The organism is Iodobacter arcticus, from assembly GCF_042664895.1.
Classification (GTDB): domain Bacteria; phylum Pseudomonadota; class Gammaproteobacteria; order Burkholderiales; family Chitinibacteraceae; genus Iodobacter; species Iodobacter arcticus.
Genome location: NZ_JBHTBQ010000012.1, coordinates 40,311 through 55,465, shown reverse-complemented (window position 1 = coordinate 55,465; position 15,155 = coordinate 40,311). Strand labels below are relative to the sequence as shown.

Below are 15,155 nucleotides of genomic sequence, written 5' to 3'. Positions count from 1 at the left end.
TGTATTTGTAATTGATATTTAAAAGAGCCGCTAGCTGCTTAAGGCCTGCAAAAACTCATCAGCATTAAAGCCTTCTTTCATCTGGTGGCCGCGCACAATCAAAAAAGGCGTGCCGATTGCACCATAAGCGTTAAATTCCTGCTGGCAACGCGGATCAATTGTCATATTGCATTCGGTAAAAGCAAAGCCATTTTGATTGAGCCACGATTTGGCTTCTACACAATAAAAGCATTCGGTAGTGGAATACATGATTACTTCGCCGGGGTTGACCGCAGAGGCTAACTGGCTCATTTTTGTGCTGCTATATTCGGTGTTAAACCGGTTGGTACCGTAATGTTTCCAGGCAAATTGTAGTGCGCCGGCAATCAGTAATAGCATAATCAGGCGAGCCATTATTTTTCCTTATTGATACTGCACAAGATGCTTTATTTTAAAGATTGAGGGCAAAAAAATGCTCCAAGTGCAAACTTGGAGCATTTTGTATATTACGGCTTTTTGCGCTGTGATTGCAAATAAGCTTATTGGCTTTGGGCCTGCTATTTAATTAATGATGATGGGGAGTTTGGAATGGCTATCCAGCTTTTTTTGCAAAGGGCTGTTGGCGGTTTCAAATTCATTAAGGATTTGTTGTTCCGCAGCGCTTGGCTCTCCTAGCCATTTAGGCGTGCCTGTTTTGGGCTGATACTGGGCGACTACCCGTTTTTGTTCTGGTGAGTAAAGAATACTGATGGAGTGGGGGCAATTATGGGGCTGGCACACGGATCCTAGTAAGTAGGTTTTTTGCGCCAAGATAATTGGAGTCATCGGTGTGGATGTGCCATTTCCTAGCCAACGCGGCGCGGGAATACCTGCTATTTTAAATGCTTTGTTTAGCTGTTGGCGCAGCTGTTTGTCGCCAGCATACACATCAAAGAAATAGGCGCATTTTGATGATTCCACGCAGGCCAAGGCATCTTTAGTGCTGATGTTTTTTGCCTGTGCACTGAGGGGAATGAAGAGCGCGGCGAGGAGGGTACTGCTGATTGAAATACGGCTAATCCATTGCATGCGGCTTTCCTTGTTGCGGGCACAGCGTCGATAACGCGGCGCCCGTTTTATCACTTAGGGGATAACGGTCACAAATAAATAGACTGCAAAAATCACTAGGAGCACTACACCTGGCAAGACCGTTGTTTTGCCTGTGGCTAAGGCCAGCATGGTGGTAAACAGCGAGAGCAGCAACAATACAGTGGATTTGATATCAATGCCCAAAGTGAGAGTGAGCCCACTCATTAAGGCGACCAGTGCTACTGCAGGAATAGTCAGGCCAATACTGGCTAATGCCGATCCCAAAGCCAGATTTAAACTGGTTTGCAAGCGATTGGCCCGGGCTGCGCGCAATGCGGCAAGGCCTTCGGGTAACAGCACAACACCTGCAATAATCACACCCACTACTGCCTTAGGCGCACCCATATTGGCCACACCTAGCTCGATACTGGGTGCCAGTGCTTTGGCTAATAACACCACAGCGACAAGGCAAACGAGCAGCAAAACAGAGCTGATTGATGTTTCCAGCAGTGAGGGCGGTGCAGCATGGGCTTCTTCATCGCCCTCGGCATGGCTAGGCAGAAAGTAATCACGATGCCTTACCGTTTGTACTAAAACAAAAGTGCCATAGAGCACGAGTGTGACGACCGAGATAAAAATCAGCTGGCTGGAAGTGTAAAAAGGGCCGGGAGCACTGGTGGTGTAGTTAGGCAAAATCAGCGTTAACACGGCAATGGCAGCCAGTGTGGTTAAGGCTGCACTCATGCCATTAAGGCTGAAGGTTTGTTCTTTATATTGAGCGGCACCTGCCAGTAAACACATGCCGACAATCCCATTTAAAATAATCATCACCGCGGCAAAGACGGTGTCCCGGGCAAGTGCGGTGGTTTCAGGGCCGCCTGCCATCATCAAAGAAACAATCAGCGCTACTTCAATAATGGTGATCGCTACCGCTAAAACTAAGGTGCCATAAGGCTCTCCTACGCGGTGTGCAACCACTTCTGCATGATGTACTGCAGCTAAAACACCGCCAAATAAAGCGATTGTTAATAGTGCAAGATAGATCACGCCCAAGCTTTGGCCGGGAGCAAGATAAAGTGCCCAAGCGATGATGGGGGCGGCAATAGTCCAGATAGGGAGTGTTACTTTCATCGCGACGCCAGAGAAAAAAGATTCAACATAATATGCTCCAGTGTGAGGTCAGTGATTTATAGCGAGTTCGACAATATTGCGCACAGATAGGCCGTATTGAGCACAGAGCATCTTAGCCCCGCATACGGGGAAAGCAAACCAAGATGAAGCAAAGCGCTTTGCTTCACTGGAAGGATCTGCAAATCAGACGCTATTGCTCATATCGAGAAGTGTATTGCAGGGGTAATGCCATATACATATATAGGGGGTTAGTGCGAACGACTGTGCGCTAATTAGAGCAACAGGGCAATAAAAAGTTCAACTGATACAGTATTTTTTAAAATGATAGCACTGAGCACGGTAAGTGCAGAGCTGGGCGCTGAGATTGGCGGATAAATAGATATTGCTATTTAGGTATTTAATTAGCAGGAGTGCCATATAAAAACCACCATGATCATGGCATGGTTCTTATATGGCGCAAGGCTTTATTAAATTAGGCGTGTTTACGACGACGTGCAATCCATAAACTCATTAACCCCATGCCGAGCAGAGCATAAGTTTCTGGCTCTGGTACTGGAGCGCTTACATTAATATTATCAAATTGGCTGTTAGAGCCTACCCAAGATACTTTGGTGAGATTGTTTTTATTAAAAACAATTGTTTGCAGACCTTTTAGCTGATCAAGAATAACGGTTTCAAATGTTGTACTTTGACCATTAAAAAAACTGAATTTAATAGTGGCTGAATCGCCATTATTAAAAACATCAGCAAGGTCGATGGATTTAAAATTAAAGAATGATTTATTAGCGCGTTCAATACTGGTTTTACTACCGCTGTAGTTTACAAAAACGGCAGCATGGCCTGTATCGGCCTGAAACTCATCATTTCTGCCCCAAACACCTAGACGATCACTTCCTTGGCTGTCATTTTTAATGACAAAGCCATTAGAGCTGATTGTACTAAAGGCTTGAGAAGTATCGTTGTGCGCTAAATGATTGAAATCGATAACGGTGGCATTTGCAAAAGAGCTTAAAGCAAAAATAGCGCAAGAGATCAACAATTTTGTTTGCAGCATGAACTTTTCCTGTAGATAGAAAATAACTGAATCCGATTATTTTCTGTCCTGTTCCTTGCTCTTGTCAAAACAATCGTTTATGTTTGTTGTAAGTTTGGTGTTTGTTTTTGATTGGAACGGCTGGAGCTGCTTGTGTTTACAGCGTTTATAATTCTGGATATAGCGTATGTTGATGATTTTATTTACAGGCTTTCTATAAGCTTTAGTTTGCGCTTTACGGCACAAGGGGCTGCTAGGTATTGGGATAGGCAACAGCCCAATGAGCTGTTGTCCTTTTGTATCAGTTTTGGGCCGCTGGCGCTGTGCGAGTAACCGCCACAATCTGATAAACCCCACCAAATAGGGTGCGTTTTTGCCAATTATATTGATCTGCGTGCTTAGCGTAATGGCTGATTTCATTTTGCCATAGTGCCTCGGCAAAGGGCTCTAATTTGGCATTTACCCATTTTAATATCCAGCGTATGGGCTGCCAGAGCGAGGGGCGGTGGTAATCAACAAAGAGTACTTTGCCGCCCTCAGGCATTTGGCTCAGCATATGATTGACAATTTCATGTTTTTTATCGTCTGGCACTTCATGCAGTAAAAAGAAGCTGCAAATCAGATCAAATGACTTATCGCATTGGTAATTGGCCGCATCTGCACGGACGACTTTAGACCAAGGGTAGATGGCTAATTTGGCTTGGCCATGTTCGATTTGCGCTGGAGTAATATCAGTGAGGTGAAAGCTGCCATCTGGCCCCACTTTTTGCGCCACTTTACGCACTAAATCACCATAGACATGCGCCACTTGCCAGACTTTCATTCCTGGCTGAATTTCATTTAAATAAGCACGCATCAGTCGCTGATCATTACCAAATAGCAGCACTTTTACCACCAGATTGTGGTCGAGCTGATTAACACGCCGTGGGTTGACGTAAGCCCAGTCATACACCTCGGTCATATAGTCAGGAACACCTTCGTAATAAGGGTTCTCAGGCAGTTTGGGATGATTTTTTGTCATGGCAGGGCTTCCTGAATAATGCTTTGAGCTTAAAGTATTCAGAAATGGGCATTTTGAGCTGGGCCAAGATTTGCGTACGACATATTCACAAATGGAATAAGCCACTAATGGCAGGTTTATTTTATACAGGCATAAAAAAACGGCGCATACCGCGCCGTTTTGGATTAAGCGATTAAAACCGCTTAGTGATGACGACCACCAGAGCGTTTGATCGGTGCAAATAGTGCTGCAACTGGGGTGTTTTCATTGCTGGTCGGTTGTTGATCGCCGCGTGGCTTGCCAGCTGGACGTGGCGCGCTGCTGCGAGCATCGCTACGCGGTGCGCGATCTGAAAAACTACGATCTTGCGGAGCACGGCCTTGAGGCGCACGTGAATCTGTGCGGCCTTCTGGACGAGGTGCAGCAGGAGTAGAGCGAGCTTCACCACGTGGGTTATTAAAACGGCCTTCGCCCGCTGGACGTGGGGCTGCGGCAGAGCGTGTTTCACCGCGTGGATTGTTGTTATAACGACCTTCCGTAGCAGGGCGAGCATCGGGGTTGAAGCGAGCTGCTGGGCGAGGTGCGCGTTCTTCATTGCTACGTGGAGCACGCTCTTCTTGACTACGTGCCGGGCGTGATGCATCACCTGCTGCCGGAGCACGGTCAGTACGATTATGCCCACGTGGCGGACGGCCGCTATTTGGATTGCGCGGATCATGCTTGCGCTGAGCACCATTGCGACCATTTAAGATAGGCTCGGCTTTGATGCTTGGATCAACCGCAAAACCTTCTACGCTTTCACGGGTGATATCGCGTTTGATCAGGCGTTCGATATCATTTAGCAGCTTGTGCTCATCTACACAAACCAATGAAATCGCTTCGCCTTCTGAGCCAGCACGGCCAGTACGGCCAATGCGGTGCACATAATCTTCGGCAACGTTAGGTAGCTCGAAGTTCACCACATGTGGCAATTCTTCGATATCAATCCCACGCGCAGCAATATCGGTAGCGCACAGCACTTGCAACGTGCCAGATTTAAATTCAGCTAGCGCGCGGGTACGAGCGGCTTGGCTCTTATTACCGTGGATCGCCAGCGAGTTAATGCCATCTTTACTCAACTGCTCGGCTAAGCGATTAGCGCCGTGCTTGGTGCGAGTAAACACCAGCACCTGGAACCAATTTTTTTCTTTGATCAGCTGGGTGAGCAGCTCACGTTTACGCTCACGATCAACAAAGTAAACCTTTTGCGTAATCATTTCGGCAGTCGCGTTACGGCGAGCCACTTCGATCAGCGCTGGGTTATCTAAGAGACCATCGGCCAGGGTTTTGATTTCGTCAGAAAAGGTAGCGGAGAACAGTAAGTTCTGGCGCTTAGCCGGCAGTAGAGCCAGCACTTTTTTGATGTCACGAATAAAGCCCATATCCAGCATGCGATCGGCTTCGTCCAAAATCAGCACTTCAATACCGCTTAAATCAACGGTTTTTTGTGAGATATGGTCGAGTAGGCGGCCAGGAGTGGCCACCAGAATATCGACATGGCCGCGCAGCTGTTTAATTTGCGGATTAATACTCACGCCGCCAAACATCATCATGGATTTTAGCGGTAAGTATTTACCATAATCGCGCACGCTTTCTTCAACCTGAGCGGCCAATTCACGCGTCGGGGTCAGAATCAGGGCACGAATTTTTTTGCTAGTAGCAGGTGTCGTACTCAGAATGTGCAGCAGTGGCAGGGTAAAGCCAGCGGTTTTACCGGTGCCGGTTTGTGCGCCAGCGAGTAAATCTCCGCCAGATAGCACGGCAGGAATAGCCTGCTGCTGAATAGGGGTTGGTGTGGTGTAGCCAAGTTCAGTAACGGCGCGGACGATATCGTCCGCAAGCCCTAGGGCGGAAAAACTCATTCAAACTCCAGAGGAGAGTATCGGCCTGTCGCCAAGAATGGCGCCAGTCAAAGGCAGATGGGGTAGGTGTTTAGCCCAGATATTTCATGAATTTACCTTTATGAAATACCTAGGCCAACCTTAGCCAAATAGGATATCAAGATAGATCACTCAGCCGCATTCTGCCGAGATAGGCTAGGAATGAGCTTTAACAGTTTGAGCATAATGTGCTTGATGGCGTATTTGGATGGTGTAGCGCGGAGACTGGGTAACGCACTCACCGGCGGCATTATACCTGTGTACTTGCTGTGCTGTGTGAAGCAATCATGAATTAGTGCGCAATACCGCCGTTAGTCGGCGGGGCTGGGGGGTATTGCGATGCCGAATAGGCATCAAGTAATTGATGACATGTTGGAGGGAAATCGCGTAGGGCGGGTGAAACCCGCCGTTTATTCGCTTTTGGGGCATCAATCTGGCGGGTTTCACCCGCCCTACGATACGTTTAGCTGGGGCAATGCCCCAGCCCTGATTACATTGGCTACTCGCCTAGAAAACGCATCTTAAAGCTGCGGCCTTTGATATTGCCCTGGCTCAGGCTATTAAAAGCTTTGCTGGCTACGCGTCTGTCGATGGCGACGTAAGTTAAAAATTCAAATACATTGATTTTGCCGACCTGCTCTTTAGTCAGGCCCGCGTCACCGGTCAGTGCGCCGAGTAAATCACCCGGGCGCAGCTTGTCTTTTTTGCCGCCCATAATGCACAGCGTGACCATCGGCGGGCGCAAAGGGCCGCTGGCTTCTGGCTCTAGTGTTTCCAAGTCAAACCAGCGTACTGGCCCGCCTTGATATTCTTCGATCAGCGTCACCCATTTCTTTTCATTGGGCGCGGCCAGGCTCAGTGCCAAGCCTTTATCGTGGCCACGACCAGTGCGGCCGATGCGGTGGATATGCACTTCGGTGTCTTTGGATACGTCGACGTTAATCACCGCCCCCAAGCTTTGAATATCCAAACCACGCGCGGCCACATCGGTGGCGACGAGGATCGAGCAGCTTTGATTAGAGAATTGTACGAGGATCTCGTCGCGCTCGCGTTGTTCTAATTCGCCGTAGAGCGCCAGGGCACTAAAACCTTGATCTCGCAGCTCGGCTGCAAGCTCGCGGCAGTGGATCTTAGTATTGCAGAAGGCCAGTGTTTGAACGGGCTTGTAGTGATTGAGTAGCTGCGCCACGGCGGCGTTGCGTTCTTCGTGCTCAACGGAATAAAAACGTTGTTCGATTTGGCTGTCAGCATGTTGCGCCTCTACTTTCACTTCGGCAGGCAACTTCAAAAACTTTGCGCTGTCTTTGCGAATATTGTCGGGATAGGTGGCAGAAAACAGCAGGGTTTGGCGGCGCGTTGGGCAAGCGCTCACAATGCCGGCGATCTCGTCGTAAAAGCCCATATCAACCATGCGGTCGGCTTCGTCTAACACCAGCGTTTGTACTGTGGATAAATCAATCGAAGCGCGGCCAAGGTGATCGCGCAAGCGGCCCGGTGTGCCCACAATAATGTGCGCCCCGTGTACCAGAGAGGCGATTTGCGGCCCCATCGGTGTACCACCGCAGAGCGTTAAAATTTTGATATTTTCAGTAAAGCGGGCCAAACGGCGCAGCTCTTTAGCCACTTGATCGGCTAGCTCGCGCGTTGGGCAAATCACCAAGCCTTGAATCGCAAAATAGCTAGGGTTGAGCTTATGCAGCATGCCAATCCCGAAAGCTGCGGTCTTGCCGCTGCCGGTTTTAGCCTGTGCAATTAAATCGCGGCGCGCCAGAATCAGCGGCAGGCTTTGCGCCTGAATTTCCGTCATCTCGACGTAACCCAAGCTATCCAAGTTTTGCAGCATGGCCGGCGAGAGAGGTAGATTGGCAAAAGATGTAGTGTTCACAATGACTTAACTCGCTGGCCAAAAGGGGCAGTAGTCTAACAGGGGAAGCGCTTTAGGGCCAGTCATCACGAGCAACGGTTTCAGCCCATGAACGCTACGGGGGGAATCTTTCAGGTTGATGACAGATGTTGCATGTTCTGAGGGCATTGTTTTTATTAGTGCCTTCGGCACGTTGATTTTGGAGCGGTTAGCCACCGCAGGGGCCTTCCTTTCTTGAACGGCCAAGAAACGAAGCCAAAGAAGGCCGCCCCACGAAACACGAAGGCCCCTGCGCTGCGGACAATCGAGTCGGCGGCGGGCGGGATTGGCTCGCTGCCTCGCTGCCTCGCTCCCTTGCCGAAACCCCGCCCCGCTTGTTCCTCGCTCCGGCGTGTTTCAAGGGGAAATTTAAGCCCCGTACTAGGCGTCGCGATATAAATCTATTTTGCTGAAGTTGATACGACTCAAAACCCTCAGTTTAAAATGCTTTTCTCCGTGAAACTCTGTGTTCTCTGTGGCCTCCGTGGTTCAAGATTTAGGTTTCCGTTGCGTAACATCAGCTAGTAACATAGCCGCCGTGGGCGATCCCCGCATTTTGAAGACACAAGGAATCGAATGAATCACAAAGCACGCCGTCCCACTTTGCAGGATGTGGCGGATAAAGTGGGGGCTTCCAAAATGACGGTGAGCCGTTATTTGCGCGAGCCGCAGCAGGTGGCAGAGGCCACGGCTAAAAAAATTGCGATTGCGATGGAAGAGCTGGGTTATATCCACAACCGCGTGCCGGATATGCTGGCGAATGCCAAAAGTCGTGCGATTGGTGTGTTGCTGCCTTCGATGTCGAATCAGGTTTTTTCAAGTGTAGTGCGCGGTATTGAATCGGTCAGCGGCCCTGCGGGTTTGCATGCGCTTTATGGTCACTATGGCTATAGCATGGAGCGGGAAGAGCAGCAGATCGCGCAATTGTTGTCTTTTCATGTGGATGGGTTAATTTTGTCTGAAACCCAGCATACCGATCGCACTTTGCGGATGCTGGAAACCGCAGCAATCCCCGTGCTGGAAGTGATGGAGCTGCCGGAGCATCCGATTGATCTGGCGGTAGGGCTGAATCACGCTGCGGCGGCCAAAGAAATGGTGGGCTTGATGATTGCTAAGGGGCGTCAGCGCATTGCCTATTTAGCCGCGCGTTTAGATCATCGTACTCGTCAGCGTGAAGCGGGTTATTTAGCTGCACTGGCCGAGGCAGAGCTGACGCCAGTCTTGATTCACACCGATCAGCCTTCTAGTTTTACTCTAGGTGGCCAGCTATTACGTAATGCCTTGCAAGCCGCGCCTGATCTGGACGGTGTGTTTTGCACCAATGATGATATCGCCGCTGGTGCATTGCTTGCCTGTCAGACAATGGGGCTTAGCGTGCCAGAGCAAATTAGCGTGGCAGGTTTTAATGCGCTAGATATCGGTCATGCCCTAGCGCCTCAACTCGCCAGCGTGATTACCCCACGTGAAGCCATTGGCCGCGTCGCCGCCGAGCGTTTAATCGGCAGAATGGAAGGGAAGGTATATCCGGATAGGGTATTGGATCTGTCTTATGAGATTTTCTTGGGGCAGAGTTTGTGATGGTTTTGTGGGCATTCGATGTTAAATATTGGATAGATGCATCGTAAGACGCACTTGAAGCGAAGATTGTAGGGCGGACTCGAAGCTCTGCGTGCGACAGTTTTTTGTCGCTCAGCGATAAGCGCAGTGCGCCAACACCTCTCCCGCAAAATCAAGCCGCACATTAAGCCCACACCGCAAGGCGCACTGCGCTTCACTTAACGATGCGGAGCATCGTCCGTTGCGCTTCGAGTGCGCCTTACCTTACTTCTCCTTTTACCTTTCCATTTGATCTGCAACAAATTTATTGCTTGGCAGTTTTTTTATTGCGAGAGATACTGTGGCTACAAAATGTTACCAGTAACATTAATAACGAAAAACCAGATGAAAACCAATCAGGAGTCGATTCAATGAGTCAGATCGATCAAGCAATACCACACCAAGTCTTTGTTGTAATGGGTGTTTCAGGAAGTGGTAAGTCTGCAGTGGGTAGCGCGGTATCTCGCGTGCTGGACTGTGGTTTTCTGGATGGCGATTTTTTGCATCCCCGCGCCAATATCGACAAGATGGCTTCGGGCCAGCCTTTAGATGATCACGATCGTGCGCCTTGGCTTGCAGCTTTAAGCACTGCAGCCTACGCCATGCAACGCACCCAAACCGTATCGGTGATTGTGTGTTCTTCCTTAAAAAAAGCCTACCGCGATATTTTGCGCGAGGGGAACCCTAATCTCTCCTTTATCTATCTGGGCGGCACATTCGAGCTGATCGAATCTCGCTTAAAAGCGCGTGTCGGTCACTTTCAAAAGCCAAAAATGCTGGTTTCGCAATTTGCCACACTCGAAGTGCCAGGCCGTGATGAGCCCGATGTTGCACATATCGATATCGATCAAAGCCTAGAGAATGTAGTTGCCGCTGCCGTGCAACACATCCGCGCAAAAACCGCTCAGGAGTAAGCAGCAATGGATACATTAACCCTACTGGTCACCGCGATTGGCTCGGTGCTGATGTTGTTGTTCTTGGTGATGAAGGCGCGTTTGCATGCTTTTGTTGCATTGATGCTGGTGTCGATTGCTGCGGGTATCGGCTCGGGCATGCCGCTGGATAAAATTGCCGACACCATGCAAAAAGGCATGGGCGGCACCTTGGGCTTTTTAGCCGTGGTGGTGGCGCTCGGTGCGATGTTTGGCAAGATCTTGCATGAAACCGGTGCGCTGGATCAGATTGCGGTGAAGTTACTGGATCTGTTTGGCCAAAGTCGCGCTAATTATGCGCTGGGGATTGCCGGGCTGATTTGTACCCTACCTTTGTTCTTTGATGTGGCTGTGGTGCTGTTGATTGGTGTGGTGTTTGCCGTGGCCCGCCGCACCGGTGGCAATGTGGTAAAGCTGGCGATTCCGCTGTTTGCTGGTGTCGCCGCGGCCGCGGCTTTCCTTTTGCCGGGCCCAACTGCCATGTTGTTGGCCTCGCAAATGAAAGCTGATTTTGGCTGGATGATTGTGTTGGGCTTGGCTGCTGCCATTCCTGGCATGCTGCTGGCTGGCCCTGTTTACGGTAATTTCATTAGCAAACATGTGCATTTACCGTTGCCTGATGATGTGAGCGAGCCGAGCTTGGGTAAGGGTCAAATGCCTTCGTTTGGTTTTAGCTTGGCGCTGGTGCTGTTTCCGCTGATCTTGGTGGGTTTAAAAACCATCGTGGCGCGTTTTGTTGATCCAAGTGGCACGGCTTATCAATGGTTGCAACTGATTGGTCACCCCTTTATTGCTATTTTAGCGGCCTGCTTGCTGGCGATTTACGGCCTCGCACTGCGCCGTGGCATGAGCAAAGACAAGGTAATGGAAGTATGTAGCGCCGCCTTGCAGCCCGCCGGGATTATCCTGCTGGTGACCGGTGCGGGTGGTGTGTTTAAGCAAGTGCTGGTGGATTCGGGTGTAGGCCCCGCCTTGGGTAATGCCTTGATCGGGGCTGGTTTGCCAATTGCTGTGGCGTGTTTTGTATTGGCCGCGATGGTGCGGGTGATTCAAGGCTCGGCCACCGTAGCATGCTTAACTACGGTAGGTTTGGTGCTGCCGGTGATTGAACTGGCTGGCTATTCGGGTGCGCAGTTGGCGGCATTATCGGTATGTATCGCTGGTGGTTCGATCGTGCTGAGCCATGTAAATGACTCTGGCTTTTGGCTATTCGGTAAGTTTACAGGGGCTAATGAACTGCAAACCCTGAAAACGTGGACGGTGATGGAAACCATCTTGGGTACTACGGGTGCTTTGGTTGGTATGGCTGCGTTTAGCATGATGTAAATCGCATCAAGCAAAAAGCCCTGTCTTGATTAAAGGCAGGGCTTTTTATTGCCTATCGCACTGGATAGGCCACACTTTTAAATGCTTTAAGCAACTTGCAGCACAATCTTGCCACGGGCGCGGCCGCTTTCGCTGCGCTCATGGGCAAGGGCGGCTTGGGCTAATGGGAACACGCTGTCGATGACCACTTTGATGTCGCCGGCATCCAACAATGCAGCAATCTCGCTTAATTGAGCTGCACTGGGTTGCACAAAGCAAAATTGCGCTCTCACTTGGTGTTTTTGTGCGGTAGCAATATCTGGCTCGTCGCAAATCGAGACCAGTCGGCCTCCCGCCTTCAGTGTTTGCCAGCTTTGGGCTAGGATTTCACCGCCCATGGTATCAAACACCACATCCAGATCGCGTAAATCTGCGAAGTTGGCTTGCGTGTAATCAATCACATGGTCGGCACCGTGTGTGGTGACCAATTCGGCGTTTTTACCGGAGGTGGTGGTATACACCTCGGCACCGCGCCACTTGGCGAGCTGAATCGCAAACAGGCCCACACCACCTGCACCGGCATGGATGAGTACTTTTTCGCCTGCTTGCAATTGGGCTATTTCAAATAGTGCTTGCCATGCAGTTAGCGCGGCTAAAGGTACGGCGGCGGCTTGTTGCCAGTCTAGGCTTTGTGGTTTTTTGGCAATTTCACTGGCTCTAACGGCAACAAACTCGGCATAAGCGCCATTGCGGCCAATATCTGGGCGGGAATATACGGCATCGCCGATTTGCCAGCCTGTAACTTGCTCGCCTAGGGCAACAATTTCACCCGCCACATCCCAGCCCAAAGTGAGCGGCATTTCATGAGGCATCATGGATTGCAAATAGCCTTCACGGATTTTCCAATCCACCGGATTAACCCCAGCTGCGTGGACACGAATCAGCACATCATCTGCGCTAATCTGCGGTGTGGGAACGTTTTCCAGCTGTAATACATCGCGTTGACCGTAGCTGTGTTGGCGAATGGCTTGCATACTTGTTGTCATTTTTCTTATTCCAGTGGGTAAGTGAATAGGGGCTAGTTTAGCGATGAATTGCTGGATTGATTAGTGCTGACAAAAGCATTACATTGTTGCCTCAGTGGAATCAATCAGCCCGCAACCCCAAAGGAAGCTCGGATGTCTCTTTCTCTAGATACTTTGCCAGGTTTGGCATTGTTTTCCTGCGTGGTACGCCACGGCAGTTTGACGGGGGCCGCTCAGGAGCTGGGCTTGCATCGCTCGTCAGTAAGTAAGCAACTGGCACGGTTTGAAGCTCAGCTTGGTGCAAAGTTATTGCAAAGAACAACACGCAAGCTGGCACTAACCGAATTGGGCGAGCGGGTATGGCAGGAGGCGCAAACCATTGCTGTGGCGCTGGAGAATATCGACGCGATTACCGATGATTATCGGCAGAATGTGCGTGGTCGGCTGAAAGTAAGCTGCTCGTCGTCTCTAGCTAGGGTGCATTTAATCCCCATACTGCCCTTATTTTCCCAGCGTTATCCGGAAGTCGATTTGCTCTTGCAACTGGAAGATCGCTTTGTGGATTTAACGACCGAGCAAGTCGATATCGCTATTCGGGTGGGCCATCTGCCAGATTCATCTTTAGTGGCGCGTAAGCTGGGTGAATTACAATTGCAGCTGGTTGCCAGCCCAAGCTACCTAGCACAGCACGGCTTACCGCAAACACCGAGCGATCTGGCGCAGCATGCTTGTCTCTTTTACCAAAATGGCCTGCGCGCCATGAATCTATGGACGTTTACCGGGCCACTAGGGGAGGAGCAAGCGCGGGTAAGCGGCCCTTTAGCGATGAATGATGCCTGCGCTTTGGTGGATGCGGCCATTAATGGCCAAGGCATATTATTGATTGATTGTGCTTTATTAGCCTCACCGCTTGCCAGCGGCCAATTGCTAGCGCTGCTGCCCGATTATCAGCTAGCAGCGGGCTTACCGGTGTATGCGGTCTACCCCGCTCGTGATTGGCTACCCGCTAAAGCCACTGCTTTTGTCGAGTTTATCATCAAGGAATTCGCCCCCAGATTGCTCGTCAGATAGGCGACCGAGGTGCAATCGGCAGCGATGATTTTGCCCTCTGCTTGCCACTGTCGAAGCTTTAGATATAGCGCTTGTTCGCTTTGCAAACGTTGCTCAAAGTGGGGCTAGGGCGTTACCCGCTCGATACCACGCGGTTTCGGCCTTGATCTTTTGCCAGATAAAGCGCTTTATCGGCGCGGGCTTCGACCATGGCAATGGTGTCGCCACTTTTGTAGCTGGCCACACCAAAACTGGCGGTTCTACAGCCTATCGAAGCAAAGTCGTATTGCTCGATCGCAAGGCGTAGTTTTTCGGCTACTTTAGCGGCGTCTTTGAGTTGTGTCTTGGGGCAGAGGATCAGAAACTCTTCGCCGCCCCAGCGTCCAAGCAGATCACTGTCTCTGATCGTTTCTTTCAGGATTAGGCTGATGCTTTTAAGCACTTCATCACCCATATGATGGCCGTAGCTATCGTTGACCTTTTTGAAATGATCAATGTCGAGCAAGATCAGAGAAAAAGTGGTGTTGTGGCGGCCTGCCGAGGTGAATTCTCGTTCTAAAACCTGATCAAGAAATAAGCGGTTATAGATACCTGTTAAGCGATCTGTGATAGCCAGTTGCTCTAGCTCGCGGTTTTTTTCTTGCAACTGTTGTGTACGCTCGTTAACTCTATTTTCTAGCTCTTCATTGATTCGCAGTAATTCTTGGTTTGTTTGCTGCAGCTTGTCGTCCAATTCATAAGCGCGGATGGCGGCCTGCACGGTGAGGACGACATCTTCGTTTTGCCAAGGTTTTTCAAGAAAGCGAAATAAATTGGCTTCATTAATGGTGCGTTTTACGCCATTTAGATCACTTTGTCCGGTGAGCATGATTTTCATGGTTTTGGGGAGCTGCTGATGCACCTGTACTAAAAGCTCATCGCCTTTCATGCCGGGCATAATGTAATCCGCAATGATAACGCTGAGTTCGCGGCCTTCTTGCGCTAGCTCGGCAATAATTTCCAGCGCTTCAGCGCCATTTTCAGCAAGCTCAACCGATTGATCATGCCTCAGGCGCTGCCCTAGGAGAGAGCGCAGGGCATTGAGTACGCTGCTATCGTCGTCGACACATAAAATGGTTGCCATGGCGGAGTCTCTACAGACAATTTAGTGCTCGGTGCCTTATCTATCATCTATGATAATTGCTTGTTTTTGCTGACAAATTTACCAATTAATT

Annotated in this window: 13 protein-coding genes; 4 read left to right on the top strand and 9 right to left on the bottom strand. The window is 50.0% G+C overall.

The window, feature by feature from the left end:
- Window positions 1-30: 30 nt before the first annotated feature.
- From ACFQNF_RS07390 to dbpA, 7 genes are all read right to left on the bottom strand, one after another.
- On the bottom strand, window positions 31-393 hold the full coding sequence (locus tag ACFQNF_RS07390; protein WP_380187336.1) for a glutaredoxin family protein: 363 nt from the start codon (window positions 391-393) through the stop codon (window positions 31-33).
- A 147-nt stretch (window positions 394-540) separates the two neighbouring features.
- Window positions 541-1,047, bottom strand: a complete 507-nt coding sequence (locus tag ACFQNF_RS07385; RefSeq protein ID WP_380187335.1) for an Ivy family c-type lysozyme inhibitor — start codon at window positions 1,045-1,047, stop codon at window positions 541-543.
- A 54-nt stretch (window positions 1,048-1,101) separates the two neighbouring features.
- Window positions 1,102-2,178, bottom strand: a complete 1,077-nt coding sequence (locus ACFQNF_RS07380) for a calcium:cation antiporter (protein ID WP_380187333.1) — start codon at window positions 2,176-2,178, stop codon at window positions 1,102-1,104.
- Window positions 2,179-2,650: 472 nt separating this feature from the next.
- Window positions 2,651-3,232: a PEP-CTERM sorting domain-containing protein gene (locus ACFQNF_RS07375; protein ID WP_380187331.1), complete on the bottom strand. Its 582-nt coding sequence runs from the start codon at window positions 3,230-3,232 to the stop codon at window positions 2,651-2,653.
- Between the two features lie 280 nt (window positions 3,233-3,512).
- Window positions 3,513-4,232: a rhodoquinone biosynthesis methyltransferase RquA gene (gene rquA / locus ACFQNF_RS07370; protein ID WP_380187329.1), complete on the bottom strand. Its 720-nt coding sequence runs from the start codon at window positions 4,230-4,232 to the stop codon at window positions 3,513-3,515.
- Between the two features lie 182 nt (window positions 4,233-4,414).
- Window positions 4,415-6,112 (bottom strand): DEAD/DEAH box helicase, encoded by a 1,698-nt coding sequence (locus ACFQNF_RS07365; RefSeq protein ID WP_380187328.1) that lies wholly within the window; start codon window positions 6,110-6,112, stop codon window positions 4,415-4,417.
- 517 nt (window positions 6,113-6,629) lie between these two features.
- Window positions 6,630-8,015 (bottom strand): ATP-dependent RNA helicase DbpA, encoded by a 1,386-nt coding sequence (gene dbpA, locus ACFQNF_RS07360; protein ID WP_380187326.1) that lies wholly within the window; start codon window positions 8,013-8,015, stop codon window positions 6,630-6,632.
- Window positions 8,016-8,609: 594 nt separating this feature from the next.
- On the opposite strand from dbpA, the gene ACFQNF_RS07355 reads away from it, so the two are divergent.
- From ACFQNF_RS07355 to gntU, 3 genes are all read left to right on the top strand, one after another.
- Window positions 8,610-9,611 (top strand): substrate-binding domain-containing protein, encoded by a 1,002-nt coding sequence (locus tag ACFQNF_RS07355; RefSeq protein ID WP_380187324.1) that lies wholly within the window; start codon window positions 8,610-8,612, stop codon window positions 9,609-9,611.
- Between the two features lie 389 nt (window positions 9,612-10,000).
- A complete protein-coding gene (gene gntK / locus ACFQNF_RS07350) occupies window positions 10,001-10,543 on the top strand; it encodes a gluconokinase (RefSeq protein ID WP_380187322.1) in 543 nt (180 codons plus the stop codon).
- Window positions 10,544-10,549: 6 nt separating this feature from the next.
- On the top strand, window positions 10,550-11,887 hold the full coding sequence (gntU, locus tag ACFQNF_RS07345; RefSeq protein ID WP_380187320.1) for a gluconate transporter: 1,338 nt from the start codon (window positions 10,550-10,552) through the stop codon (window positions 11,885-11,887).
- 86 nt (window positions 11,888-11,973) lie between these two features.
- On the opposite strand, the gene ACFQNF_RS07340 is transcribed toward gntU, so the two are convergent.
- On the bottom strand, window positions 11,974-12,912 hold the full coding sequence (locus tag ACFQNF_RS07340) for an NADP-dependent oxidoreductase (protein ID WP_380187318.1): 939 nt from the start codon (window positions 12,910-12,912) through the stop codon (window positions 11,974-11,976).
- A 132-nt stretch (window positions 12,913-13,044) separates the two neighbouring features.
- Between ACFQNF_RS07340 and ACFQNF_RS07335 the strand changes: the two genes are divergently transcribed.
- Window positions 13,045-13,962 carry a LysR family transcriptional regulator gene (locus ACFQNF_RS07335; RefSeq protein WP_380187316.1) on the top strand — a complete coding sequence of 306 codons (918 nt, stop codon included), beginning with the start codon at window positions 13,045-13,047 and terminating at the stop codon, window positions 13,960-13,962.
- Window positions 13,963-14,074: 112 nt separating this feature from the next.
- On the opposite strand, the gene ACFQNF_RS07330 is transcribed toward ACFQNF_RS07335, so the two are convergent.
- Entirely contained in the window at window positions 14,075-15,064 is a 990-nt protein-coding gene (locus ACFQNF_RS07330) for a GGDEF domain-containing response regulator (protein WP_380187314.1), read from the bottom strand.
- Window positions 15,065-15,155 lie beyond the last annotated feature (91 nt).

Excerpts from the sequence above, each read along its gene's own strand:
- ACFQNF_RS07390 (WP_380187336.1), bottom strand. The coding sequence starts at position 393 with ATGGCTCGCCTGATTATGCTATTACTGATTGCCGGCGCACTACAATTT.
- ACFQNF_RS07385 (WP_380187335.1), bottom strand. The coding sequence starts at position 1,047 with ATGCAATGGATTAGCCGTATTTCAATCAGCAGTACCCTCCTCGCCGCG.
- ACFQNF_RS07380 (WP_380187333.1), bottom strand. The coding sequence starts at position 2,178 with ATGAAAGTAACACTCCCTATCTGGACTATTGCCGCCCCCATCATCGCT.
- ACFQNF_RS07375 (WP_380187331.1), bottom strand. The coding sequence starts at position 3,232 with ATGCTGCAAACAAAATTGTTGATCTCTTGCGCTATTTTTGCTTTAAGC.
- rquA (WP_380187329.1), bottom strand. The coding sequence starts at position 4,232 with ATGACAAAAAATCATCCCAAACTGCCTGAGAACCCTTATTACGAAGGT.
- ACFQNF_RS07365 (WP_380187328.1), bottom strand. The coding sequence starts at position 6,112 with ATGAGTTTTTCCGCCCTAGGGCTTGCGGACGATATCGTCCGCGCCGTT.
- ACFQNF_RS07355 (WP_380187324.1), top strand. The coding sequence starts at position 8,610 with ATGAATCACAAAGCACGCCGTCCCACTTTGCAGGATGTGGCGGATAAA.
- gntK (WP_380187322.1), top strand. The coding sequence starts at position 10,001 with ATGAGTCAGATCGATCAAGCAATACCACACCAAGTCTTTGTTGTAATG.
- gntU (WP_380187320.1), top strand. The coding sequence starts at position 10,550 with ATGGATACATTAACCCTACTGGTCACCGCGATTGGCTCGGTGCTGATG.
- ACFQNF_RS07340 (WP_380187318.1), bottom strand. The coding sequence starts at position 12,912 with ATGACAACAAGTATGCAAGCCATTCGCCAACACAGCTACGGTCAACGC.
- ACFQNF_RS07335 (WP_380187316.1), top strand. The coding sequence starts at position 13,045 with ATGTCTCTTTCTCTAGATACTTTGCCAGGTTTGGCATTGTTTTCCTGC.
- ACFQNF_RS07330 (WP_380187314.1), bottom strand. The coding sequence starts at position 15,064 with ATGGCAACCATTTTATGTGTCGACGACGATAGCAGCGTACTCAATGCC.